Source organism: Vibrio sp. Vb2131 (assembly GCF_033338535.1).
Classification (GTDB): domain Bacteria; phylum Pseudomonadota; class Gammaproteobacteria; order Enterobacterales; family Vibrionaceae; genus Vibrio; species Vibrio alginolyticus.
Genome location: NZ_JAWOSW010000033.1, coordinates 1 through 25,909, shown reverse-complemented (window position 1 = coordinate 25,909; position 25,909 = coordinate 1). Strand labels below are relative to the sequence as shown.

At 43.0% G+C, this 25,909-nt stretch carries 24 protein-coding genes; 15 read left to right on the top strand and 9 right to left on the bottom strand.

Annotation, left to right across the window (positions count from 1 at the left end; genetic code table 11):
* Positions 1-1,988: tandem-95 repeat protein (locus R7E38_RS22285; RefSeq protein WP_318082110.1), on the bottom strand; the 1,988-nt coding region annotated here is incomplete at its 3' end.
* Between the two features lie 400 nt (positions 1,989-2,388).
* Between R7E38_RS22285 and R7E38_RS22280 the strand changes: the two genes are divergently transcribed.
* From R7E38_RS22280 to R7E38_RS22255, 6 genes are all read left to right on the top strand, one after another.
* Positions 2,389-3,699, top strand: a complete 1,311-nt coding sequence (locus tag R7E38_RS22280) for a TolC family outer membrane protein (RefSeq protein WP_017635971.1) — start codon at positions 2,389-2,391, stop codon at positions 3,697-3,699.
* Positions 3,700-3,701: 2 nt separating this feature from the next.
* The gene (locus R7E38_RS22275; RefSeq protein ID WP_005377354.1) at positions 3,702-4,316 is read left to right on the top strand and encodes an OmpA family protein; all 615 of its coding nucleotides are present in this window, start codon (positions 3,702-3,704) and stop codon (positions 4,314-4,316) included.
* Between the two features lie 175 nt (positions 4,317-4,491).
* Complete coding sequence (locus R7E38_RS22270; RefSeq protein ID WP_053304422.1) at positions 4,492-4,845, top strand: DUF2750 domain-containing protein; 354 nt, start codon at positions 4,492-4,494, stop codon at positions 4,843-4,845.
* Positions 4,846-5,032: 187 nt separating this feature from the next.
* Complete coding sequence (locus tag R7E38_RS22265; protein WP_226084304.1) at positions 5,033-7,003, top strand: diguanylate cyclase domain-containing protein; 1,971 nt, start codon at positions 5,033-5,035, stop codon at positions 7,001-7,003.
* A gap of 87 nt (positions 7,004-7,090) precedes the next feature.
* Positions 7,091-7,789 carry an IclR family transcriptional regulator gene (locus R7E38_RS22260; RefSeq protein ID WP_226084303.1) on the top strand — a complete coding sequence of 233 codons (699 nt, stop codon included), beginning with the start codon at positions 7,091-7,093 and terminating at the stop codon, positions 7,787-7,789.
* Positions 7,790-7,895: 106 nt separating this feature from the next.
* Positions 7,896-8,588 (top strand): SDR family oxidoreductase, encoded by a 693-nt coding sequence (locus R7E38_RS22255; protein WP_033906133.1) that lies wholly within the window; start codon positions 7,896-7,898, stop codon positions 8,586-8,588.
* A 198-nt stretch (positions 8,589-8,786) separates the two neighbouring features.
* Here R7E38_RS22255 and dkgB read toward each other — a convergent pair whose 3' ends face one another.
* Positions 8,787-9,587, bottom strand: coding sequence for a 2,5-didehydrogluconate reductase DkgB (gene dkgB / locus R7E38_RS22250; protein ID WP_226084302.1), 801 nt, complete (start codon positions 9,585-9,587; stop codon positions 8,787-8,789).
* Between the two features lie 112 nt (positions 9,588-9,699).
* Here dkgB and R7E38_RS22245 point away from each other — a divergent pair, with 112 nt between their 5' ends.
* Both R7E38_RS22245 and R7E38_RS22240 read left to right on the top strand, forming a co-directional pair.
* Positions 9,700-10,605 (top strand): LysR substrate-binding domain-containing protein, encoded by a 906-nt coding sequence (locus R7E38_RS22245; protein ID WP_226084301.1) that lies wholly within the window; start codon positions 9,700-9,702, stop codon positions 10,603-10,605.
* A gap of 132 nt (positions 10,606-10,737) precedes the next feature.
* A complete protein-coding gene (locus R7E38_RS22240) occupies positions 10,738-11,643 on the top strand; it encodes a TIGR03571 family LLM class oxidoreductase (RefSeq protein WP_064353954.1) in 906 nt (301 codons plus the stop codon).
* Between the two features lie 115 nt (positions 11,644-11,758).
* Here R7E38_RS22240 and R7E38_RS22235 read toward each other — a convergent pair whose 3' ends face one another.
* Positions 11,759-12,643, bottom strand: a complete 885-nt coding sequence (locus tag R7E38_RS22235; RefSeq protein ID WP_033906135.1) for a LysR family transcriptional regulator — start codon at positions 12,641-12,643, stop codon at positions 11,759-11,761.
* Between the two features lie 159 nt (positions 12,644-12,802).
* Between R7E38_RS22235 and R7E38_RS22230 the strand changes: the two genes are divergently transcribed.
* The 3 genes from R7E38_RS22230 (at position 12,803) to R7E38_RS22220 (ending at position 15,695) form a co-directional block, all read left to right on the top strand.
* Positions 12,803-13,984 (top strand): MFS transporter, encoded by a 1,182-nt coding sequence (locus R7E38_RS22230; protein WP_176310984.1) that lies wholly within the window; start codon positions 12,803-12,805, stop codon positions 13,982-13,984.
* 143 nt (positions 13,985-14,127) lie between these two features.
* Positions 14,128-14,649, top strand: a complete 522-nt coding sequence (locus tag R7E38_RS22225; RefSeq protein ID WP_226084306.1) for a TetR/AcrR family transcriptional regulator — start codon at positions 14,128-14,130, stop codon at positions 14,647-14,649.
* Positions 14,646-15,695: an alcohol dehydrogenase family protein gene (locus tag R7E38_RS22220; RefSeq protein ID WP_226084300.1), complete on the top strand. Its 1,050-nt coding sequence runs from the start codon at positions 14,646-14,648 to the stop codon at positions 15,693-15,695. The genes R7E38_RS22225 and R7E38_RS22220 overlap by 4 nt, the downstream gene beginning before the upstream one ends.
* A 204-nt stretch (positions 15,696-15,899) precedes the next feature.
* Here R7E38_RS22220 and R7E38_RS22215 read toward each other — a convergent pair whose 3' ends face one another.
* Complete coding sequence (locus R7E38_RS22215; protein WP_169629156.1) at positions 15,900-16,811, bottom strand: GlxA family transcriptional regulator; 912 nt, start codon at positions 16,809-16,811, stop codon at positions 15,900-15,902.
* Positions 16,812-16,931: 120 nt separating this feature from the next.
* Between R7E38_RS22215 and R7E38_RS22210 the strand changes: the two genes are divergently transcribed.
* Both R7E38_RS22210 and R7E38_RS22205 read left to right on the top strand, forming a co-directional pair.
* Positions 16,932-17,450 carry a cysteine hydrolase family protein gene (locus R7E38_RS22210; RefSeq protein WP_005377333.1) on the top strand — a complete coding sequence of 173 codons (519 nt, stop codon included), beginning with the start codon at positions 16,932-16,934 and terminating at the stop codon, positions 17,448-17,450.
* Positions 17,451-17,570: 120 nt separating this feature from the next.
* The gene (locus tag R7E38_RS22205; RefSeq protein ID WP_005388903.1) at positions 17,571-18,332 is read left to right on the top strand and encodes a transporter substrate-binding domain-containing protein; all 762 of its coding nucleotides are present in this window, start codon (positions 17,571-17,573) and stop codon (positions 18,330-18,332) included.
* 98 nt (positions 18,333-18,430) lie between these two features.
* Here R7E38_RS22205 and R7E38_RS22200 read toward each other — a convergent pair whose 3' ends face one another.
* Positions 18,431-19,504, bottom strand: coding sequence for a permease (locus R7E38_RS22200; RefSeq protein ID WP_250154148.1), 1,074 nt, complete (start codon positions 19,502-19,504; stop codon positions 18,431-18,433).
* Between the two features lie 346 nt (positions 19,505-19,850).
* On the opposite strand from R7E38_RS22200, the gene R7E38_RS22195 reads away from it, so the two are divergent.
* Positions 19,851-20,843 carry a zinc-binding dehydrogenase gene (locus tag R7E38_RS22195; RefSeq protein ID WP_064376739.1) on the top strand — a complete coding sequence of 331 codons (993 nt, stop codon included), beginning with the start codon at positions 19,851-19,853 and terminating at the stop codon, positions 20,841-20,843.
* Between the two features lie 151 nt (positions 20,844-20,994).
* Here R7E38_RS22195 and R7E38_RS22190 read toward each other — a convergent pair whose 3' ends face one another.
* From R7E38_RS22190 to R7E38_RS22175, 4 genes are all read right to left on the bottom strand, one after another.
* Positions 20,995-21,897 carry a homocysteine S-methyltransferase family protein gene (locus R7E38_RS22190; RefSeq protein ID WP_226084299.1) on the bottom strand — a complete coding sequence of 301 codons (903 nt, stop codon included), beginning with the start codon at positions 21,895-21,897 and terminating at the stop codon, positions 20,995-20,997.
* Positions 21,898-22,173: 276 nt separating this feature from the next.
* The gene (locus tag R7E38_RS22185) at positions 22,174-22,908 is read right to left on the bottom strand and encodes an amino acid ABC transporter ATP-binding protein (RefSeq protein ID WP_170893395.1); all 735 of its coding nucleotides are present in this window, start codon (positions 22,906-22,908) and stop codon (positions 22,174-22,176) included.
* A 14-nt stretch (positions 22,909-22,922) separates the two neighbouring features.
* Positions 22,923-23,870: an amino acid ABC transporter permease gene (locus R7E38_RS22180; RefSeq protein WP_054579516.1), complete on the bottom strand. Its 948-nt coding sequence runs from the start codon at positions 23,868-23,870 to the stop codon at positions 22,923-22,925.
* Positions 23,871-24,005: 135 nt separating this feature from the next.
* Entirely contained in the window at positions 24,006-24,794 is a 789-nt protein-coding gene (locus R7E38_RS22175) for a transporter substrate-binding domain-containing protein (RefSeq protein WP_005377324.1), read from the bottom strand.
* A 461-nt stretch (positions 24,795-25,255) separates the two neighbouring features.
* Here R7E38_RS22175 and R7E38_RS22170 point away from each other — a divergent pair, with 461 nt between their 5' ends.
* Positions 25,256-25,600, top strand: coding sequence for a DUF3316 domain-containing protein (locus tag R7E38_RS22170; protein WP_005377323.1), 345 nt, complete (start codon positions 25,256-25,258; stop codon positions 25,598-25,600).
* The last annotated feature ends 309 nt before the right edge of the window (positions 25,601-25,909 follow it).

The window sequence follows — 25,909 nt, the reverse complement described above, 5'->3', positions numbered from 1 at the left end:
TCACTCGGCACAGACGCCGAGTCAATACGTAATGTATCACCATCGATGTCAGTATCGTTTGGCAGGACATCAATCGTCACTGGCGTGTCTTCGTCAGTAATCGCCGTGTCATCTTTTGCCACTGGCGCATCGTTCACTGGTGTGACATCGACGTTCACCGTGGTGGATTCACTGACGCCCCCAGATGTGACGATGTAGGTGAAGCTGTCTGTGCCGTGGTAGTTGTCGTTTGGCGTGTAAGTGACGCTGCCGTCCGGGTTGACCGAGACCGTACCGTTAGCTGGACCGTTATTGCTATCCAGCGACACCACTTTATCGTCGCCTTCGAACGTGTCGTTACCTAAGACGTTAATGATGGTCGGCGTGTCTTCCACAACCGTCGCGTTGTCTGCCACGATGTCCGCCACAGGCGCTACCGTGAAGTTCACCGTTTGGCTAACGCTCTCGCCGCTTGGATCGGTGGCAGTAAACGTCAACGCTTCTGAGCCGTTCCAGTCTGCGGTTGGAGTGAACGTAGCAATCCCATTGACGATCGCCACTTGAATGTTGCTGTTGCCAGAGACACTGAAGCTCAGATCGCCATCCACGTTATCCACATCGCTGAAAGCGGTATTTAGATCGATGCTGTATGGCGTAAAGTCTTCCGCCAAGGCTTGGTCTGCAATGCTGCTTTCAACCACAGGCGCGTCGTTTACGGCATTTACGGTGACATTGACCGTCGCTTGGTCAGTCAGTGCACCATCGGTCACGGTGTAAGTGATTTCGGCGTCACCATGGAAGTTCTCAGCCGGTGTGAAGACCAGTTTGCCATCAACAATCTCAACTGTACCTTGTGCTTCAGGTACAGACGCTGATTCAATCGACAGCTTATCACCATCAATATCGGTGTCGTTTGGCAGGACATCAATCGTTACTGAGCTATCTTCCTCTGTAATTGTTGTATCATTAGAGGCAATAGGCGCATCGTTAACTGAGTTTACTGTTACCGAAACTTGAGCTTCATCCTCTAACTCACCATCTGAGATGGTGTAGCTAATCGTTGCATTACCGTTGAAATTTTCAGCCGGAGTGAAAACAAGCTTACCATCGATAATCTCAACGATACCTTGCTCTTCTGGTACAGAAGCAGAGGTAATGATTAAATCATCACCTTCAATATCACTGTCGTTAGCGAGCACATCAATTACAACCAGGGAATCTTCGTCAGTTTGAATCGCATCATTAGTTGCTATTGGCGCGTCATTAACAGGCGTAATATCTAAGTTAGCAGTGCCATTAATAACACCACCATCATCATCAATGATGTCATAGGAGAATGACACTTCAGTGTCATCATCAGCTTCTGGGATGTAAGTCCAAGAGCCATCGCTGTTATCAATTAAGGTGCCATTCCCACTCTCAATAGTGACGTTTGTAATGACAAGAGTATCGGCATCATCAATATTGACATTAGATAGTAATTCTTCAGTAGTTATCGTGATTGGATCGCTATCTTCCTCAACAGCGCTTAATGTCACTGGAGAATTAGTAAGTGGCTTACTTGAGCCATCCCCACTTGTCTCGATACCTGTTGTGAAGAAGTCATTTAAGGTCAACGCTTGTGTTTCAGATAAGCCGAGGGATTCTAGGCCAATAGTTTCAAAGTTTGTTGAGGCTAGCACTTCAGTACCATCTCGTACAATCGTGGCACTATTTTGCAAACTGGAGCCACTATTTTCACCCGCTGCAGGTGCGAGTTCTTCATCAATAGCAGAAGGGTCTTGACCTTGCTCAATAGCACTAATAATCTGTGCTACATCGTCTGAAATATCTTTTAAACCTTGCTCTTGAGCAAGCTGAATTTTCAGGTCTTGAGGCGCAGCATCTGTCATTGCCACTATCACTTCACCTGGTAGAGGCTGCTGTCCTTCTGCAAGGACTCTCAGCTGCCCATCCAAACCTATTACGACGACTTGATTACCGAGTGGCACTAATGCTGTACGATCCATATAAACCTTAACCCTAAATAACTGTCAAGTTTTTGACTAACAATACTAATTTGCTATATATTGCCCGAATATATAGTGCAATAACAGCAATTTGATGCTCAATAAAGTAATTATGTGTCATACATCAATAAGAATCCAGATGCATAAGTGTTTTATTTTATTAAAATCTGGACTCTCGTTTCTAGCCATTACCTCCATGTTTAATTTGAGATCTTAATTCAATTTTTAGGCAGATTTAGTAGGTTGATTTATCAAAATTGAAACAAATGAACAGCGAATCAACAGGTTACTTCATCGCATATTAATGTTATTGTGCGCTAAATTATTGACGCCCTTATAAGTATTCCACTTATAAGCCCTATCACCTCGAGAATTTTTACCATTATCTAGGAGAATCACAGTGAAGTGGACTCGTGCCAACGCCTTTTGTATTGGTATGTTCACCGCTAGTCATGCTTTTGGGCAAACGCTAGAGCAAGCGGTTGAAAACACATTAAAAACCAATCCTGACATCAAAAGTGCGTTCAATGAATTCGTTAGCAAGCAGTATGTGAATGAAGCATCTGGTGGTGCTTACCTCCCATCCGTAGACTTAGATGCCGGTATCGGTTACGAAGGAATCAAACCTGCAGAGTCAGGGCGAGATTCAACCGATCTGACAAGAAAAGAAGCCACCGTGACACTAACCCAGCTAATATGGGATGGCTCAGCGACACTTAATGATATGGATCGAACAGCAGCTGATGCTGAATCGGTCCGTTATCAACTTCTAGCTGATGCCCAAGACACCGCTTTAGAGGTCGCGAAAGTTTATTTAGACTCAGTAAAAGCTTATGAAATTCTGACACTTTCCGAGAATAACTTGAAAGTGCATAAGAAGATCTATGAAGACATTAAAAAGCGAGTTAACTCAGGTATCGGTTCTACAGCAGACCTAACCCAGGTAGAGGCTCGTTTAGCAAAGGCTCACGGTAACTTGGTGGCAGCTCAGAACAACTTATATGACAGCCACACCACCTTTACACGCCTTGTCGGACAGTCACCACAAGGATTGATTTTCCCAAGAGCGGACCAAAACTTTATTCCCTACACCATCGATGAAGCGATTGACTTGGCATTCGAGTCACATCCAGTAATCAAAATTTCGGTAGCTGATGTGGACTCTGCAAAGTTCCAATACAAGCAATCTAAGGGAACTTACTACCCAACGATATCGGTAGAAGCGGCTCAAACATGGCGTGATGATGCAAGCGGTATCGAAGGAAGCAGCGAAGAGACAACAGCAATGTTACGTATGCGTTACAACCTCTTTAACGGTGGTAGTGACGTAGCCAACGCTGAAAGTTTTGCCTACCAACTAAATAAAGCAAAAGACCTAAGAGAACGTGCATACCGCCAAGTAGAAGAAGGTCTTCGTCTATCTTGGAGTGCGTTAGATTTAACACTTCAACAAAAAGAGTTCCTAGCGGATCACGTAGATTCGGCCTCTGAAACTGTCATCGCCTACGAAAAGCAGTATCGCATTGGAAAACGCACTCTGCTGGACTTGTTAAATACTGAAAACGAACTTTTCGAAGCGAGAAAGAACTACTTAGATGCTCGATACTCAGAGCAGTACGCCAAGTACCGCGTTATGAACGCGACTGGCCAATTGTTAAATGCCTTGCGTGTCGATGTACCTACAGAATGGAATGAAAAGGTGGAGTACTGATCATGAAACCAGTGAAGATTCTATTTGCATTGGGTATGCTCGCCATCACTCAACACGTTGTTGCTGAAGACGAATATGAGTATCGTCCTGTACCAAATGCAGAACAAATAGCAGATTTGCAAGATGACGATAACGATGGTGTCATCAATGCTCGAGATATGTGCCCAGGTACACCTGAAGGCTCAGAGGTCGACAACGACGGTTGTGGAGAATACATTAAAGCATCAGATAACATGCAAGTGCGGATACTTTTTGCTAACGACTCTGATGAGATCAATCCAGTCTTCAGAAGACAAGTCCGAGAGCTTTCCGACTTTTTAAAAGAGTACCCTACTACTTCGATAGAGCTGCACGGCTATGCTAGTAAAGTTGGCGGTTCAAAGCATAACCAAGATCTTTCTGAAAGACGAGCACGCAATGTCCGTGAAGCCCTACTAAGCTACGACATCGAACCGAGTAGAGTCCGCATTGTTGGTTTTGGTGACACTCACTTAGCACAACAAGGGACCGATGAAGTCAGCCATGCTTTAAATCGTCGAGTAACCGCATCAGTCGTTGGTTACAAAGGCGAGATAAAAAGAGAGTGGACAATATTCACAACTCTTCCAGAAAGGTAAAGTACCTGTTTTTGTTTGCTCTGCAAGCACAAAGCAAACAAAAACGAGTGAATACTTAACCTCAGAAAAGGAGCTTCGGCTCCTTTATTTTTACTCATTTCGACAACCGTATTATGCTTTAGGAATCGGCACTTTAGTGTTACTCTAGCCACGTCATAACAACGAGAGTTTTGAAATGAGCAAACTTACATCAGATATCCAAGCGAACCTTGACCTTTTTGTTGCAGAAACGAAAGAAAACCAATTGGTTTGGGGTTTACGCAATGAAGAAGGTTGGCTATCTTGCGATTCAACTGAATTCGAAAACAGCGAAGTCATGCCTTTCTGGTCTTCTAAAGAAGATGCAGAAGCACATAATGTTGAAGAATGGTCAGATTTTACTGTACTAGAAATCCCATTAGATATCTTTGTTGAAGATTGGCTTTTGACTCTTGCTGAAGATGGTGTTCTTGTTGGAACTAACTGGAACGATCAGTTAGAAGGCAAAGAAATGGAGCCTCAAGATCTAGCAAAGCTTTACATTGATTAAAGATTTCTGACCTCAACTTTATGTTGAGGTCTTTCTTTTTTATGCCTCTTCTTTCAATATCTCGACCAAGTGCATAGTTTTACTACTCTTTTTCTTAGTACACCCAACTTAATCACAACGCTGATGCGTTAAAAGCGCTATGATAACTCAACTTTAAAGGCACCTTAAATTAAAGGCTCGTTTAAACATGCGCGTGCTCTATCCCTTGCTTGCGTCACTTTTGCTCACTCCAGTATATGCAAGCGACACTCAAGATATTGAACCAAACCAAAATATCACACAGTGGCACTCTGTCTACCAAACCACACTACGAAGCAACCCTGAGTCGGCATTGAGCATGCTTCAAGATCGCTACCATACAGCGAAATCGGACAGCGAAAAGCTCTACGTAAGTGGATTGATTTATGAATATATGTCAAACATAAATCAGCCTTACTACGGCAGCAGTCAAGTCTTAGACAACCATTTTTCTCAATTAGAATCAGAATATATTCTTGCCTTAAATGAACGTAAGCATGGTAGTTACGAGGCCTCAGTAGATAGCTTTTCTTCTTTGCGACAGACAATGAAGAAAATATCCGATTCCGAAGGCAAGGCTCTGATGAACTATCAACTTTGTTATACGCTGAATCAACAAGGTCGTTATCACAAAGCAAACTTTTATTGCTCATCCTTAGAGAGCCACTTAAATCATAAGCATCAAGAAAACTTCCCTGTTGATCTTGCTTTGCGCGTGGTAGCAAATAACTACAATTACCGCGGTGACTATGAAAAAGCCTTAAGTTTGTATCGACAGTTGATGGCCAACATGTCGACGCAAAGCGATCATTCAGGGATTTACAATGACGTCGGCAATTTACTTGCAGAGCTGGGGCAATTTGAACAATCAGAGCAATATCTCATTCAAGCCTTACTGGTTCGCCAAGATGAAGGGACACCTCTTGAAGTTGCGCAAGTCGAACATAGTCTAGGAGCGATGTACAGAAAATCCAAAGAACTCGATAAGTCCATCAGCCACTACAAAAATGCATTAACGATTCTCGAACAACTTCATTATCCATACGGGCAAGGGTTGACCTATTTAGGGTTATCTGCTGCTTTGGCCGATTCTGGGCAATTGGATACCGCGGTAGATTACATTGGAAGAGCATTAAACATTGCCCAAACTTATGAGAATACGCACCTTGAAACAGAGGGTCATTTGGCTGCTGGATTGGCATATTTAAAGAACCATACACCCGAAAAATCGATTGAACACGGTACAATTGCGTTAAGATTAGCGGTAAAAAACGCTAGGCCCTTATTGCAAGCGCAAGCCCAATTACTCCTCTCAAAAGCATACCAAGCTCAAAATGATTACAAAAAGGCGCTGGAGCATCACAAGGCCTACTCGACGATTGAACTAACGAACCGAGACGCGAGTAATATCAAGGCGTTAGAGGCACTAGATCTCACTAAAAAAGAGTATGAATATGATCTACAAGTCGCGCAGTTGAACAACGAAACTCTTCTAAGTCAGTATCAGTTTGAAAAACTCACAGACCAACAACGCACTTATAATTTTGTTGTTTTCTGTTTATTGCTTCTCCTCGCTCTGGCATTGATGATTCAGCGACAAACACGCTTAAAAGCCAAAATAGACAGCTTAACGTGTGCATTAAACAGAGCGGCAATTATAGAGACGATTAAAAGCCAAACCTCCAAAGCGGAAGGAGACTTCCGCTACGTTCTAGCATTAATCGATCTAGATGACTTTAAGGCGATTAATGATCAGTATGGTCATCCAACTGGCGACTTAGTACTACAACAGGTTTGCAAAGCGCTTAAAGCTAAACTTAATAAGGGAGAGTACTTGGGGCGTTTAGGTGGAGAAGAGTTTATCTTGCTATTGAAAAACGTCGATGAGATTGACGTTCCCTTTAGAATACAAAGTCTGCATAAAACAATTTCAGAAAAGAGTGTACATTCGATTAATAACCATCAATTGAATATATCTGCGAGTCTGGCCTATCTATCAACCTCAATGCCACTCACCAACTTTGATAAGCTCTATTCGATATTAGACCAAGCGTTATACAATGCTAAGAAGCAAGGAAAAAACTCTCTTGTGGACGCATACAACGAGCCGATCAGTTTAAGTGCTGAGTATATTCTCTAATAAAGCCAAACCACCAGCGTAGTGGTTTGTTATAGGTGGAAGCATCAGTAAGCCATTCAGATGCAACACCATCATCAAGGAGTCTTTGTGCCCAAGGCAAGAAAAAACATTCAGTCTCTAGAGCGAGGTTTTCTAATCCTCGAGTTGCTCTCGATGAGTGAGTCTCCCCTATCATTACAGACGATCAGTAATGCGATCCAGTTAAATAAGACGACTGTTCACGGGTTACTTGCGACTCTACACTCTCTTGGATATGTATCCAAACACAACCATAGCTACAGCCTAGGGTTTAGATGCTATGAACTGTCTAAGCCGATTGAACAAAAAAACGAAGCTATCCGACAACATTTTGTTCCATTGCTGAAAAAAATGGCCCAAATGACTAACAACACAGCTTACCTCGCTGTACAAAGTGGCGCTAAAGAGTACTTGTATATCGATGCTATAGAGCAGGATAACCCTCTTACTATCCGCAGCCCGAGAGGGAAACGAGAAGGACTCACAACATCTGCGATCGGCAAAGTTTTTATTAGTTTTGATGATGAGCTTCGTCGAACATTGCGCCTTGAAAGCCAAATATCCCCCACGTTAGAAACTGAACTTAATCAGGTTGTATTATCAGGTTACGCACTCGATTTAGAAGAGGCAGAGCCAAACCTCAATTGCTTAGCGATCCCCCTTTACTTGGATGGTAAAGTCGTTGCTGTTGCAGGTGTTAGCGGTGCTGCCTCCGAACTGACGGTCACTAGGCTAAAACACTTTGCAAGAATCTTTCTCAAATTTTAAGATTTGACAATGTCGAATCCTAGGCCATTTTTATACTGTTTTGATTACATGCTTATACGTCGCCTCTAATATGGTCGTTGTTCAACTCAACAACGTAGGAGAAGCGATGTCTACTGTATTAATCACTGGCGCTAACCGTGGCTTAGGCTTGCAATTTGTCCGCCACTACCTTGGAAAAGGTTGGCAAGTTATCGCAACTTGTCGTTCACCAGAAAATGCTAAGCAGCTCAATGAACTAGTAACCCAATCCAATCAACTTCAACTGATGGCTCTAGACGTCACTAACCAACAAGATATCGATCAGTTAGCCACTCGATTAGCGGATCGTCCGCTCGATCATTTAATTCTGAATGCAGGTGTATTAGGCGAAGAGTGTGCAACGCTTGGCGAAATGACCCAGAAAAAATGGCTAGAAGTACTAAACATAAATACCGTCGCACCTGCCCTGCTAATTCAAGCCCTACAAGACAACGTTGCGAAAAGTCAGCACAAAACCATCGTGGGAATCTCAACCCGAGTTGCGAGTTTAAGCGATAACAGTTCAGGTAACATGTACAGTTATCGAGCATCTAAAGCAGCGCTTAATCAGGTTCTAGTATCAGCAGCACGCAATCTCGAATCACGAGGAGTAAAAACTGTCGCAGTTCATCCCGGCTGGGTAAAAACCGATATGGGCGGTGAGGACGCAACCTTTTCTGCCGAGGAAAGTGTTGCTGGTATTGTTTCGGTCGCAGAACAGCTAACACTTGAGCAATCCGGAAGCTTCCGCGTATTTGATGGCTCTACAATCGAATGGTAACTGTTCTCTAAATGACGTCTCCCGGCCAAATTGAAGGCCGGGAGAATACAGTAAACTAATAGGCCAAAAAGATAAAAGCTCGCACTATCGTCAGACAAGCGAGCCGTTATCGTCTATGGTGTTGTACTACCGTCAAACGCTGAGGAAGTCAGCGATTGCAGAGGTGTCATTTAGACAATGATTTCCCGTGAAACTCACTCAATCATCCCACTCAGGCGCTAGCCCTTCAGGGTTTACTTCGCGGCCATTTCTTTCCAACGCATCTATCTTTGCAATCGTCTCTTCACTCAGATTAAGTTCAAGTGCTTTCAGGTTACTTGCCAAATTCTCTCGTTTAGTTGAAGACGGGATCACCGCGTAACCTTTTGACAAAGCCCAAGCAAGCGCGACTTGAGCGGGCGTGGCCTGATAGTCCTCAGCAATACCTGCAATAGTTGGGTCCCCAAGTACTTTCCCATATGCCAAGGTCATGTAAGACGTTACCTGAATATCGTTTTCCTGCATGAAGCTGACCAACTTACGATTTTGCAAATAAGGGCTAAGCTCGATTTGGTTAGTAACAATATTCTCTTTACCGACCACTTCTATCGCTTGTTGCAACAAGTCAATATTAAAGTTGGATACGCCAATATTACGGGTTAACCCTTGCGATTTAGCTTCAAGTAATGAAGCCATGTATTCGTTCAAGTTATTGTTATTGCCAGGCCAATGGATCAAGGTCAAATCCACATAATCTGTATTTAGCTTTTCTAAGCTCTCTTTTAGACTTGGAATGAGTTGTTCCGTGTTCATGTTATCAACCCAGATCTTGGTCGTAATGAATAGCTCATCACGTGCAATACCGGACTGTGTCAATACTTCACCGATTTCTACCTCATTACCGTAAATCTGTGCAGTATCAATTACGCGGTAACCCACTTCTAACGCATTACGGACTGAATCCTTAACTACTTCACCCTCTAAACGAAACGTGCCGACGCCAAATGATGGTACTTTCATCTAAATCTCCTGAATTATCGATTTTATAGTTGATTCGAAGCAAAACTTTACGCCGCAAGAAACTTTCCGTAAAGTTAACAATACTCAAATCTAATTTGAAATATATTCAACAATGAAAGCTACTCTAGATGAAATGCGCACCTTTATGGCCGTGGTCGATACGGGTTCAATCAGCTCTGCGGCTGAACTGTTATCGATGACCGTCTCGGCGGTGAGTCGATCGGTATCTCGGCTAGAAGCCAAACTCGAAACGACCTTGTTAAATCGCACAACCCGTAAGTTAGATGTTACTAATGAAGGAACGATATACCTCGATAAAGTCAGACATATTGTAGAAGCAGTAGAGAATGCCGAAGCACAACTGAAAAGCCAGAAATATAAGCCTTCTGGCCTCCTACGAATAAACGCAGCTACCCCGTTCTTACTGCACGTACTAACGCCGCACATTGCTAAATATCAGAGCTTCTATCCAGAAGTCGAAATCGAACTCAATTCCAATGAGGAAAATATTAGCCTTTTGGGAACAAAAACCGATATTGCTTTTCGTATCGGTGAGCTACAAAACTCAACCATGCGCGCGATATTTCTTGGTAAAAGTCGGATTCGAATCGTCGCGAGTCCAGAGTATTTAAGACAACATGGTACTCCAACCTCAATAGATCAGTTACTCAATCACAAGCTACTTGGATTCAACAAGCCGGAGTATCTTAAGGAATGGCCGATCATGGATGATAAGAACAAACTTCTGCGTATTATGAGTAGCCTAAGATCTGATAATGGCGAGACGCTAAGATGTTTAGCCTTACATGGTGCGGGGATAGCTTGCCTGTCTGACTTTATGACCTACTCTGACCGACAAGCTGGTCGCTTAGTGGGCGTGCTTAGTGAACACACGCATAATGTCGAACAGCCCGTTCATGCGGTGTATTACAAAAATGCCAGCACCTCACGCCGGATCAGCTCTTTTATTGACTTCATCAAGCAAGAAATCAAGGTAGAGAACCACCAGTTCCTTTAAAGACCACCGCTGTTTGTGGCAAAACACTTTTGTCTTTTAGCCGCTTTTTCTCACAACAAAAATCTCATAGTGTCCTGAATATCAGGGAGGCACCTTGCCTCCTAGTACTCAAAGTAATAGTCAGGCTTCATAATGCATAAAGATTTAAGTAACAGATTCACCATCGGTGTTGAGCTCCCCCTAGATAATGACTGGACCCAAGAAGGCCAGAAAAAACGGCTGCTCCAACGAAAACCGTTCGGCGTACCAGACATGAGTGCACATAAACAGCGTATTATGTTAGCCGATAAGTTAGGCTTTAACGTAGCGTGGGTGAGAGATGTCCCGTTGTACGACCCTAACTTTGGAGACGCGGCACAAATTTATGAACCATTCAGTTATCTTGGCTATCTCTCTGCGTGCACCGACAACATTCTACTAGGGACAGCTGCGATAGTATTACCGTTAAGACAACCTTGGCTAGTGAAAAAAGCCGCTGCGACCATCAACGAGTTAAGTGGTGACCGCCTGATACTCGGTGTGGCTAGTGGAGACCGTCCTAGTGAATATCCCGTTTTTAACGCCAACTTTGACAGCCGTGGCTCAGCTTTTCGAGAAAGTGTAGAGATTTTGAAAGATACGCAAAATGATAAGCTGGGTAACGATCTACAGTTATTACCCGAGTTTGCTGATATTCCTATCTATGTCGCAGGGTTAGCGCAGCAAAGTCCACAATGGATAGGAGAAAACCTAGACGGCTGGCTCGCCTACCCAGGCACACCTGATGATCATGAACACCGCGTTGCACTTTGGCGCTCCGTAGCGGGAAACAAACCCTACGCCAGCTTTATTCATCTTGATTTAGTCGATAACCCAAATGCACCAGTCGTTCGGCATCATTTTGGTATCCGGGCCGGAGTCAATGGCTTGAGCGATGAGCTAGAAAAAATGCAAGAAGCAGGAGTCAATCACATCGGGTTGCATTTCCGTCGTAATAGCCAACCAATTGAGAAATCAATGGAACAGATCGCTCAGTACGTGTTGCCACGCTTTAACTAAGATCAAATAAAAATATGTGCCACCTTACTAAGGGGTGGCACGCTAGGCTTGGCACTTGGAAAAACAAAAGCTGCAATAACGACAAAACTCTTTTGTTAAAACAACAATAATAGAGTTATTTTAAAGTAAGTCTTGGTTGAATAAAGTCGATGAACGCGGAAATACGTTTAGAGACTGAAGAAGATTTGTAGAAGACAGCATTGACCTGTTCTCGTCCAGTATTTGTGATTTTTTCCGATTCAAACAATGCCACTAACCGTCCAGAATCAAGATCATCTTTCACCATAAAGCCAGATAAACATGCAATGCCGTTCCCTGCCAGCACTAACTGTCTAACCGTTTCACCACTGCTGGATAGGGTATCAGGCTCTATCATCTCAAACCCTCGTAATGGCCACTGATTTAACACTTTAGCGCCAGAAAAACCGATCAAGTTATGACTGCGCAAATCGCTCACCGCTTCAGGGAAACCTCGTTTAGATAAATAACCAGGCGTGGCAACGATAAATAGTGGGCTTGTTCCTAAAGGTTTAGCATGCAGTGTTGAATCCGATAATCGTCCAATACGTATCGCCACATCGGTTCTTTTTTCCAATAGATCCACAAAACCCTCATTAGAGGTAAGATCGAGTTGAATATCAGGATAAGCCTCTTTAAATGGCTGAATTAACGGCACGAGTTGATGTAAAACAAATGGGCTAGCGGCATCAACTCTTAAGCGCCCCTTGGGTAATTCACCTCGTGTGATGATCTCTTCTTCAGCTTGCTGTATTTGTAGTAAACCTAACCGAACCGCTTCAACAAACTGATGCCCTTCCTCAGTAACTTCCACTCTGCGCGTCGTGCGATTCAGCAAGGTTACCCCCAACTGTGATTCAACTTTACTAACCGCACGAGACACCCTAGCGACTTGAATACCTAGTGCATCAGCAGCGGAAGAAAATCCACCACTATCCACAACTGCCATAAGAATCTCTAATTCATCTGATCGGGTTAACATTTCATCCCCTTTCTTAACTGCGCATTTTCATCATTTATAGCAAAAGTATTTTGTAATAAACACCATTTTTCGCAACGAATAACTCTTTAATAATACACGGCATGGAAACGGGCTATTCGTTTATCCATTCATATTCAATGATTATAAGAGAGAGTTGTTATGCCTTTAGCTTTACTTGCATTGACGCTTAGCGCCTTTGCTATTGGAACCACGGAGTTTGTAATTGTCGGTCTGATACCGACTATGGCCTCCGACCTCAACGTATCATTACCTTCAGCGGGTCTTTTAGTTAGCCTGTACGCACTTGGTGTCGCGGTTGGTGCTCCCGTTTTAACAGCGCTGACTGGTAACTGGAAAAGAAAGTACGTTCTGCTTTCTGTTATGGCACTGTTTGTTCTTGGCAATCTGTTAGCCTGGCAAGCACCTGGATACAACACACTAGTTACAGCAAGGATACTGACCGGGCTTGCACACGGTGTGTTCTTTTCGATCGGCTCGACTATCGCCACTGGCCTAGTGTCAAAAGAAAAAGCAGCTAGCGCAATTGCTATTATGTTTACCGGTCTCACCGTAGCTCTAGTGACGGGCGTGCCACTTGGCACCTGGATTGGCCAGACATTTGGTTGGCAGGCAACCTTCCTAATCGTCGCGATCCTTGGAATCATCGCACTGATAGGAAGCGCTCTGCTAGTGCCGAGTAATCTGAAACAACCACCAGCAACCAAGCTGTCATCGCAAGTAAAAGTCTTGACTCAACCTCGTCTACTTTTGGTGTACGCAATCACCGCGCTCGGTTACGGTGGTACGTTCACAGCCTTCACTTACTTGGCTCCTATTTTGGAAGAAGTTTCGGGGTTTGGCTCTAGCGCTATCAGCCTAATTATGTTGGTTTATGGTGTATCAGTCGCATTCGGCAACATCTGGGGCGGAAAGATGGCCGACTCTATGGGGCCAATCAAAGCTCTGACAGCGATTTTCTCGGGCCTAATTGTGGTATTGCTCGTGTTTAGTGTCACAGCATTTAATCCAATTTCTGCAGTAGTGACCATTCTTGTCTGGGGTGCCTTTGCCTTTGGTAACGTTCCAGGACTTCAAGTTTATGTTGTCAAACTAGCAGAGAAATATTCACCTGATGCAGTCGACGTCGCTTCTGGTCTCAACATTGCTGCATTTAACGTAGGTATTGCACTGGGTTCTTGGGGCGGTGGCCTTATCGTGGCCAATGCTGGGCTGATGCACACACCTTGGATTGGCGCGATCGTAGTATTAGGTGCTCTACTACTAACCCGTTTCAGCGGAATGCTAGACAAGCGTGGAGAGCAGCCCGCAACGGCACACTGATTCACGTTCCAAATCGATAAAAATCACTTAAATTAGCCCGGCATTACGTCGGGCTTTCAATACAGAGTTTAAATACACCATTGACTGAGGTAGAAAGTTTATTCTACCCTTAGGTAAAACAAACGTTCTACCTGGTGTATCAAATAGTGAAAGAAAAAATCGCAGCAAGCCTAGAAAAAGCATTCAGTCAGTATGGCTTCGCCGAGCCTAGCGTACCCCAACTCAAAAACGCCTGCGAAGTCAGCCTGAGAACCCTGTACAAATACTACCCCTCCAAGGAAGCGATGATTGTTGCAGCTCTCGAGCATCGCCATCAAAGGTATTTGAGGTTTTTGCTCGAAGACGCCCCTGCCAATGGAGCACCGGCTGTATTACACCTATTCACTCGCCTCGAGGATTGGATGAAGAAGTTTGCACCGAATGGCTGCATGTCCATCAATGCATTAGCAGCCTATCCAGAAAATCTATCGATTAATCAAGCAGTAAAACAACACAAATTGACGGTCCGTCAGCTTATGGGCCAACTAAGTCAGCGAGAAGACCTCGCAACCACACTCTTCTTGTTACATGAAGGTCTATCCAACGCATGGCCGGTTCTCGGTCACGCTGCCTTTGCATCCGCTGAACGCACTCTGCTAGAACTAATGAAGGAGAACAATCAATGACCACAATCCCGAAAGTCATGAAAGGCGTCCAACTTATCGGTCATGGTGGGCCAGATATGCTTCGTTACCGCGATGATCTACCTGTGCCAGTCCCCTCGCCTGATGATGTATTGATCCAAGTAGCCGCCGCCGGAGTCAATAACACCGACATCAATACCCGAACAGCATGGTATTCTAAAAACGACGCCAATAGCATGGATGCAAGTTGGTCAGGAGACGCGCTATCTCTCCCTCGAATCCAAGGTGCCGATGTATGCGGTACCATCGTCGCTGTTGGTGAGAATATCTGCCCATCACGAGTCGGCCAGCGCGTGCTCATCGAACCATGTATTACGCGCTTCAACAGTCAAGCACTTAGCTTGCCTTGGTACTTCGGTTCAGAATGTGATGGTGGCTTTGCTCAGTTCACTGTTGTTGACAGTAAACATGCATATGCAGTGAATAGTAGTTTATCGGATATCGACTTGGCCTCCTTCCCTTGTTCTTATTCAACTGCAGAGAACATGCTTGTCCGCTCTAATGTCACAGCGAGCGATACCGTACTGATTTCAGGGGCATCCGGTGGTGTTGGCTCTGCCGCAATCCAACTGGCGAAGGCGCGTGGAGCATACGTCATTGCTATCGCCAGCCCAGAAAAGAAAGAACAGATCACGGCATTAGGAGCAAACCAAGTTATCCCTCGCGATGCAAATTTAACAGCGACTCTCGGAGAAAACAGCGTTGACGTAGTGATTGATTTGGTCGCAGGAGAGCAGTGGCCACAATTTCTTCAGGTACTAAAGCCAGGATCAAGATACGCTGTTTCCGGCGCCATAGGCGGCCCAATTGTCGAGCTGGATGTAAGAACTCTTTACCTTAAAGACCTAGCGTTATTTGGTTGTACCGTTTTGGCACCAGAAGTATTCGGTAACTTGGTTCGCTATATCGAACAGAACGCAATTCGCCCCTTAGTCGCGGAGTCATTTCCCTTAAACCAGATAGGTCAAGCGCAAGAAGTATTTTCACGCAAGCAACATACTGGGAAACTGGTTTTGGAAATCACATAGCTTTTCGATTAACAGCGGCCTATACAAGTCGTTGTAATTTGAGAACACTTTAAGCATCCTAAAAAGTTCTCAATACTTAGAAGATCGCTACGGTTGGCTTAGCTTGTTATCCCTTTTCATCACGCTAAGCTAGCTTGTAAAAATATGCGGTGTTTGCTTCTGAGTTATAAATGTTTAATACCAACATTATCTTACTTCTGGCGTTCATGAACAGAACCGAGATCTGAACGACTTCGGTGTTAAACCTACGATTCTATTAAATATTTTCCTGAACGCGCTCACATCTTGGTAACCCACTCTAAATGATATTGCGTCAAATGTTAGGGTTGTCGACTCAAGTAAATCACAAGCTTTTTGTACTCTTAAGCTTTGTATGTATTGGTTAACATTGAAACCTGTCGCCTTTTTAAAGCGTCGCTGCAATGTCCTTTCTGTTAAACAACTCAACTCTGCAAGCTCTTTATTGCTCAGTTTTCCTTGATAATGATCGTTTATATAGTGCTGTATTTGAACAATTACCTCATCACCATGTTGGAAGTTTGGAGTAAACTGTTGATAAAAGCGTTGCTCTCTCGGACCAGTATCAATAACCAACATTTTTCCTAACAGGCGCATTACTGCCGGTGACGCAAATAAGGAAACCAACTCCAAACCTAAATCCACCCATGACATCATACCCCCAGCCGTAATGATCGTTCCTTCGTTAATAAGGATGGCTTCTTGTCTTACGTGGATATCGGGAAACTGACTCGCTAATGAAGGAGCTAAGTCCCAGTGTGTCGTACAAGACTTATTGGTCAACAACTGGGTTTGAGCAAGAATAAAAGTACCAGCGCAGGCGGAGGCTAAAATCGCACCTTTACTATATTGGACATTTAACCAGTCGAGTAGCTCTGGCTCTGGTTCTAAGTAATATTGACCAGTGCCGCTAGGCGGAATCATTACCGCTGTTTTCACATCGAAGTGCGTGTTTGGCCAGTGATCCAATATCTCTACTTCAAAGTGCACATCAACGCCCAATTTAGCCGCCGCACGGTTTGCCATCTCGAAGAGTTCGCTTAAACCATATACGGAGGCTTGCGAGCTATCTGGGTAATTAACGAGTGCTATTTTCATTTTCAATTATCTTCAAGTGTCGCTTTTTGACTCTTTTGTGTCATTTTAGACTCTAAAGAAGGTAGCTAAAAGTCTTTATATTATTCGTACCGCAATGATCCTGAATAAAAGGAAAAGAAAATGACTCAAAAAGCCCTACTTGTAATTGATTTGCAAAACGACTATTTCCCAGAAGGAAAGTTTCCTTTATGGAATACAGAATCAACTTTAGACAATGTTAAGAGAGCAATAACTAAAGCCAATGAGCAAAACATTCCTGTGATTCATATTCAGCATATTGCCGACCCTGCCATGGGTATTGCCCCATTCTTCAATGAAGGCAGCGACGGTGCCAATATTCACCCAGAAGTTCTTGCTTTAGCGCCGAATTCCGAAATCGTGGTAAAGCACTTCGCAGATAGCTTTGAAGGAACACGTTTAGAAGAAGTATTGGCAAGCAAAAATGTAACGGAGTTACTTGTATGCGGAATGATGACACAAAACTGCGTGACACATACTGCTATCTCAAAATCTGCGGACAAGTATGATGTTTCGATCTTAATGGATAGCTGTACCACGGTCGATGAAATGATTCACAACATTGCACTTCACGCTGTCTCAACGAGAGTTCCCCTCGTAACTATTGAAGATAAGCTGTAATACACGTAAAACCTTTCGCTCACACAATGCGGGCGAAAGGTCACACATATATGCACTTTCATTGATATTTGCTTACTTTGTGTTAAACATTGGTTTCCAAATAGTTACAAGGAAACGTTTATGAAATGGATAGTCGTATTGTTTATTAGCTTATTTTCAGTTTTCAGCCATGCGAAAGAGTGGAAACAAATTCGCTTCACTGTTGAAGGGGCTTACCCCCCATTTAGCTGGACGACAAAAGAGGGAAAGCTAGAAGGGTTTGAAGTCGACCTCGCTAACGCGTTATGCAAAGAGTTAGAAGTAAAGTGCGTTATCTCAAAAATGGATTGGGATGGCATCATCCCTTCTCTCCTTAGTCGCAAGAACGATGCGATTATTGCTGCAATGACAATCACAGAAGAACGAGAAAAGAAAGTCGATTTCACCGTCCCTTATGCAAAAGTACCGACTCGTTTTGTAATGAAAAATGATAGAGAAATCAACATGGATGACGGCAGCCTAAATCGTTTATCTATTGGAGTTCAAAGAGCCACAATTGGTGATAAGTACCTTTCGGCCTTGTATCCAGATATTGATATTCGTCGTTATGGTACGTTCGATGAGGCATTTACTGATCTACTCAATGGACGGTTAGATGCTGTATTTGGCGGCTCAATCGGTTTAAGTGCTGGTTTTCTTGAAACTGCACAAGGTGAAGGCTATCACTTTACTGGACCAGCGTTTACAGAGGAAAAGTGGTTCGGCCGTGGCATTGGCGTAGCAGTGAGAAAACAAGACAAAGAATTAAAAGCATTACTCGATAGCGGAATACAAAAATTGATCCAGAGCGGTAAGCATAAAACCATCGCCAGCAAGTATTTCTCCTATAGTATTTACGAGTAACCTCTTTATCTTTTTATAGCCTGCGCGGTATAGGAAACTTCCCTTTCCCTATATGGCGACAAAAACAGAGCCCTCGAGCAATCGCCCGAGGGTTATTTTTATAAAAAAGCCCAGGTATATAAGTAACCCGCTCCCATGGCCATCGTTAAGATAACGATTAGGAAGGCAGCAATCATCTGGTTCTTAAAAATTGATTTCAACAAAATTACTTCTGTAAGACTTGCGCCAGCACTACCAATAATAAGCGCCATAACAGATCCAAGAGCCATACCTTTTTGTACTAGTGCCGCGCTAAGTGGAATGACCGCCTCTGCACGGATGTACAATGGAATACCAATGATTGCTGCGACCGGAATCGCGTACCACTTCGCTTCACCAGCGAACTCCGCAATGAACTCCGTCGGGATGAAGCCATAGATAAATGAACCAATCGCAATGCCCATCATGAGATAAGGGAACACTTGCTTAAAGTCTTTCCAAGTTGATTGCCAAATACGTACCCAGCGGCTAGGCTCTTTCTCTTCCACGACTGTCGCTGTTGCACTACCGTCTGATGAACAGCAGGACACTTCCACTTTAGGTTCAGGTTTTGGTGCATCACCACAACAAGATGTTTTCGCCGCAACTGGCGTAGGTTCATTGCAGGCGCTGGTACTACAGCTTGATGCTGGTCTCGCTTCTTCTTTTTTCTTGCTTGAATCGCCACAAGAAGTACCGCACGAAGAAGAACCTACCGCTTGATATGCTTCTGGTTTGACGTAACGCTCAAACCCTAGTTTTTCAAGTACATAGCCTGCTACCACTGATACTGACATCGCAATAGCAAAGTAAAATACCGCAACTTTCCAACCAAAAGTCACCACAAACAAGCCAATAATCACTGGGTTAAGCAACGGGCTTGCAAATAGGAACACCATCATAGGTCCAAAACCTGCTCTTGCACGCAACAAGCCTTTTAAGAAAGGAATGGTCGAACACGAACAGAAAGGCGTAATCGAACCTAGCAACGCAGCAATGAAGTAACCTTTACCCTTTTTCGAGCTGAGAATAGATTGAATTTTTTCTGGCGTTAGAAAATCTTGCAACACACCGACAATGTAGCTAATTGCCAGAAATAAGATGATAAGTTCGGTTGCTAGAAACGCAAACATATCCAGCGCTTCTTTAGCCATAGTTATAATTTCTGTATTCACATTTACTCTCCTAGTCATTTTTCGCTAACGAGCTTACCTGATAGATAAGCCTTTGTTTCGATATTTCTGGAATTATAGAATCACAAAACAAAAGATCAACAAAATATTTCCATAAAAATGGAATAATAAAACTAGTCATTACTTATCATAAAGTTACATGTCGTTAGCTATGCAGACTGGTTGTCGATGATAATTTCAGAGCATCTCGAATCCTTTTTATCAAACATAACCTAAAATTATCAAAATAAGAAAAAACCATAATTATTGCAGCAGCACCCTCTGAGTTAGTATGACTTTCGACCATTCTTAATAATAAGGAAAACCTATGAGAGCGATAACTTACCAACGAGATAAAGATACTTTCTCTTTATCCGAATTACCTACACCAAAACTAGAAACCCAATTTGATGTATTGGTTAAAGTTAACGCTGTTGGTTTGAACCCTGTCGATGCAAAAATTCATTATTGGTCAGACATGGTCACTAACATGGATAACAATTTTGTTGGCGGGTTAGACGTATCAGGAGAAATAGTCTCTGTAGGCGATGCGGTCGTTGATTGGAAGGTTGGCGATAAAGTGTTGTATCACGGAAACATGAGACGCCATCACGGAGGATTCGCTGAATTTGCTATCCATGATTCAAGAACGCTTATAAAGCACCCTCAGGTTCCGGTTGAAGTGGCAGCATCTACACCTTGCGCAGCCTGGACCGCATATCGCGCTTTGGTAGACAAGCTCGATATTTCAAATCGAAGCAGCATTTTTATCGCCGGAGGTGCTGGTGGCGTTGGAAGCTTTGCTATTCAGTTAGCAAAGACATTTGGTGTTGAACAGATCATTGCTACTAGTTCAGAAGCTAATCACGCATATTTGTCCTCGTTAGGAGCAACCCATATGATTGATTATCATCATGAAGATGTAGTTCAGCGAGTAATGGACATTACCGGAAATCATGGCGTTGAGGTTGCACTCGATTGTGTAGGCGGTGATAACGACCGAATTGCAGCCTCGGTGTTAACCTTTGAGGGCGAAATGGTGGAGCTCGTCAAGACTGTCGACCCTTCTCAATATCCAGATGCCTTCTTAAAAGGCTTGGGCTTCCACCAAATAAGTTTGGGCTCTGGTCATGTCTTTGGCGAGAGAGGGTTTGCAAGTATCGTTAATGCCGGAAAGGAAGTGTCTGAGCTATTAGAAAATGGAGAATTGGAAGTACCGAAACTGAAGATCATCGGCTTAGAAGATGTAGGTAACGCACTCTTGGACATGCGAAATCAGAGAACAGTTGGAAAGATTGTCGTTAATCTGAACCAAAAATAATTAATAAAAGTCTCGAGGCAAACTGGCAAGGTAATGAATGAGCAAGTTAAAGCATCTTGTTACTTTGCCAGATATGAAAGGCCTTTATTTTATCTATAACGATGAATAAAAAACAAAATCTCTTGTCATACTTCCCTGCGCTTCACCAAAATTAGGCGTTTTCGAGAGTGTCTCTCCAAGTCGCTAGCAATTTAATATGACGTGGTTCAATCCCACAGCAACCACCAATAATGCTCGCTCCCTGCGCATGCCACTTTTTAGCATACTCAAGATATTCAGTCGGAGAGAAATGACCAACTTCCTGAATGGTCTCGTTGGCTTGGTGCGCTTGCTTTATCGGAGCAAAGCTATTTGCGAAAACACCTATCGTCAATTCTCTACCTGACTCACTCAATACTGCTTGTGTATCAATGATCGCTTGCTCGACAACTTCAGGAATAGAGCAATTGAAAAAGATACCTGAAACATTTGTTTTCAACAGCGTATTGACCGCGGCTTTGAGAGATTCCCCTGAGCGAAGGCGAGGCAAAGAGTTAGGCTCATCCATTAAGGTGAAAGCAAGATAATTGGGCTTATCTGTTTTGGCTAAAATTATTGATAGAACTTCAACTTCAGCGAGGCTAGACACGGTCTCAGCTAACCAAATATCAACATATTGATCTTGAGCTTCAAATAACTCAGAAGCCACTTCCAGTGCCCTTTTCGGCTCGAATAATTCAGGCCTGTAAGACCCCATGACAGGAGGAAGAGACCCCGCAACGAGCACTCTATCGTTAGAGCTGGTGACTACATCTCTGGCAATTTTGGCTGCAGATTTTGCTAACTCAATCCCTCGCTTCGCATAGAGTTCCTCTCCTAAGTGAAATGGAACACATGCATAACTGTTAACAGTGATAATCTCAGCGCCAGCGTCTATGAAATTCTCATGGGCCATTTTTACATATTGTGGTGATTCAATTAGCGCTTGTGCACTCCAAAGCGGCTGAGAAAAAGGGGCGCCAATACGTTTCAACTCTCGCCCCATGCCACCATCTAAAATTGTTACTTTCTTCATTTAGACATCCATACCGCCAAACATCCATAAGCTCTATTCAAACACAATTTTTATCAATTCAAAATGAAATTGTTATGTTTAAAGTGAACAAAGACTTAATGGCTGATTAAACACTTTAGTATTTACCAGACCTTTCATTCGGACCAAGCTAATGTTATCGCCATTAACTTCGAGTAAAAAGCCCATTATCTATGTCTCTCGGCGAGGCGAACGTTACGAGCCACAATAGTGCATGAAGTGATTGAGGGACTCGCCCTCAATCAAATTTTCTTTTTATTATAAGACTTTAGATAAAAACTTCTGCAATCTAGGGTTGGTGGGGTTATCAAAAAATCGCTCAGGAGAGTCAGAAACCAAAAGCTCACCATCTTCCATAAACAACACCCTATCAGCGACCTCTTTTGCGAAACCCATTTCATGAGTAACCACGACCATCGTCATTCCGTCCTTGGCCAAATCTTTCATCACATCAAGAACTTCTCCAACCATTTCAGGATCTAGTGCTGATGTGGGTTCATCAAACAACATAATGTTGGGCTTCATTGCTAACGCACGAGCGATTGCGACGCGCTGCTGCTGCCCACCTGATAAATGATTAGGATAATTATCCATTCTCTCCGACAGACCGACTTTATAAAGCAAATCTTTTGCTTCTTTCTTCACCGATTCAGGGTCACGTTTAGAAACCTTTAAAGGTGCCAACATGACGTTCTCTATCGCCGTTTTATGTGGAAAAAGGTTGAAGCCTTGAAATACCATGCCCACATCAGCGCGTAGTTTATTGATATCCGTAGATTTGTGGTACATATCGATACCATCTACGATAATAGACCCACTATTTATTGTCTCTAATTGATTGATCGTCCGTAAGAATGTTGACTTACCAGAACCTGACGGTCCTACGATGACAATCACTTCCCCTTTTTCTACATTTACCGATACGTCCTTGAGCGCATGGCAGCCATTAGGGTAAATTTTATTAATTGTTTTTGCTGAAATAATGTATTCCATTAATGACTCCACCATTAATCACTTGCTGCCAATTTCTTTTCTAACGTTTGTATTGCCCAAGATAAGGTACTAGTTAGAAGCAAATAAAGGGCCGCTACGGTAAACCAAACTTCAAATGGGGCAAAACTACCACTTACGACTTCCCTGCCCGCTTTTGTCAGATCAGTAATCGAAATCACGGAGACAAGTGAGGAATCTTTTATCAGGTTGATAAACTGCCCGGCTAAGGGAGGTAATGTCTGCTTAAACGCTTGAGGTAAAATGACATAAATCATCGCTTTGGGATAATTCATTCCTAGTGAACGCGCCGCTTCCATTTGTCCTCTTGGGATTGACTGGATTCCTGACCGCACAATTTCTGCGACGTAAGCGGCGGTAAACACGGAGAGCGCTATCACTCCCGCAGTAAAACGCTCAAGGTCAAGCACAGTACCAATAAAGAAGTAAACGATAAAAATCTGTACTAAAAGAGGCGTTCCACGAATGACCTCGACATACACAAGCGCCAGCTTTTTTAATGCCAGATTGCTGGATATACGCATTAGTCCGACAACTAAGCCCAACGCTAGAGCAATGATAAGTGACCAGAGTGAGATTTTAATGGTCGTCACAACACCATCTAAAATTGGGCCAGAGCGCCACTCTTTTATAGTTGCTAAGGTATCTCCTTCAAAAATAAGATCACCTTCATAGACGTCGACAGACTTATATTGGCTTAGTTCAAGAACAATATCACCATGAATACTCTCCAGAGCCAGTTGGTTATTCTCGTCGAGAATGATGTTCCCATCGACAGGCGCGGTAATGGATGAAGCAGCGTTAGTGGCAATATAAGGAAGGACACGCTCCCAATTCCAGCTGTAATCGATTCGCTTACCTGACAGATAGACAAGACCGCAAATTGATAGCAAAACAAGAACAAAAACAGCGTTCCACAATAAGGATTTAAAGTTATTTTGCATGTGATTCCGAGAATGACTTTGATTAAAGTTGGTTGGGTATTTGAATAAAGAAAAGCGTTAGCTTCACAGCGCGAACCGTTTGGTTGGCGATGAACCAAGCCAGAAGCTAACCGCTCCTCTACAATAACAAAATGATTACTTAACTTGCTTTAACCATTTATCGTCGTTAAACCACTTATCGTAAATGCGATCGTAAGTTCCATCGCCCTTAATTTGACGTAAATAGTTGTTTAAGAAGTTAAGCGTATCTGGATTTCCTTGCGGCACAGCCCAACCCAAAGGCTCGTAAGTAAACGGTTTGGCCAAGTGCATTAACTGCCCTTTGTTTTCCGCCACATAAATAGAGTTGTAAGGAAAGTCATAAACAAACGCATCTACCTTTCCGTTGGCAACCTCAAGTACCGCTTCAGACTGAGTTTCGTATAGATTTATCTTAGCTTTCGGAAGGTATCGTTTTACCGCTTGCTCACCCGTTGTCCCAAGCTTAGTTGCAACAACATATTCTGGACTATTGAGATCTCGGTAACTAGACACTTTACCTTCATGTTTGAGATCTACGAGAATGGATTGACCAATAACCACATAAGGATCAGCGAAATTCACCTGAGTATTTCGCATAGGTGTGATAGTCATCCCTCCCATAATCATGTGACACTTACCAGTCAACAGTGTTGGGATAATGCCATCCCATGAAGTGTTTACCGGCACAAACTTAACATCCATGGCACGCGCCATTTGCTTACCCAAATCGATATCAAACCCGATGTACTGCCCATTTTTTGCTGTCATTTCAAAAGGCATATACCCAGAATCAAAGCAGACTTTTAGCTCCCCTGTACTTTTGATGTCGTCTAAAATTGGGTCTGCATTAACCGTCGTCGAAACAGCTAACCCCAGTGCAGCAAAACACAATAACTTTTTCATGGATATTCCTTTATCATTTGTTGTAAAGTTTTTTTATACACGACAATAGAATAAAAAACCACAAACAATGACTTTTTAATCACTAGAATTTGTAGGATCGTTACTACGCTGGAAGATCTGAATGAAAATCTATACCAAGCCATTGCAATTGAATTGCATGCATTAAGTGATTAAGTTGTAGGCAGGTCACTATAACGACAAGAAACATACGCTTTGACTGAATAGTCAGCGTTTCCGAGAGTGGTTTAATTATTAACGAAACCATACAGATATTCGCTTTTTCACATTGACCGTAGTGTCAAAAGTGCTTGAGTTTTATTGTTGACAATTCTTCCATAGTTAATGGTCACAAATGTGATGTACAGCACATTTCTATAATGGCACTATCACCTTTGTCGAGAGATATTAACAAGGATTCGTTGGACATCTTGACTTTGTAATACAAATAAAAAGGTGACTATATGAAAAAACTAATGACGCTCTCATCACTATTATTATTCAGTTTATCTGCTACTGCTGGTATTCATGTCGAACACTCTACAAACAAAGTTGTTCTCAATGACTTTACGACAAAAGATGCCGCTTATAGCTCTGCGTTTGATCTTGTCGATGAATACCAAACGCTATCAAAACATGAACTTAGAAATCGTCTAAACATCATTGGAAGCGGTTTCCCTCGTGATATTGCAATCGATGATAGTAAAGTGAGAGTTGAAGAATACGCACTTAACCGTGATGAAGTTAAATATCGTGCAATCATAAACTTCGATTATCACTTCAGAACAAGTGACGGCGGTAAAAACTAAAAAATCATCTGCACCTTTACTTTCTTAGAGCCCTTCCTATTTTAAGAAAGTAAAGGTGTCTAATCATATTGAAACGACTGCTTTTCATAAATCGCTCTCTCCTTACATAAACAGTATCAATCCCTACCTCTATCGTTTACATAAAAATAATTTTTCCAATCTTCATTGAGATACATTTCGTCGTTTGGCGCTTTATCATTCACTTGGTTCGCCATATGGATTCCACATCACTTTGACCCGTCCTGATATGGGTTGACACTTTTTAACTAAAACGCTCGATGTACTTCATCGGGCGTTTTGTATTTTAAA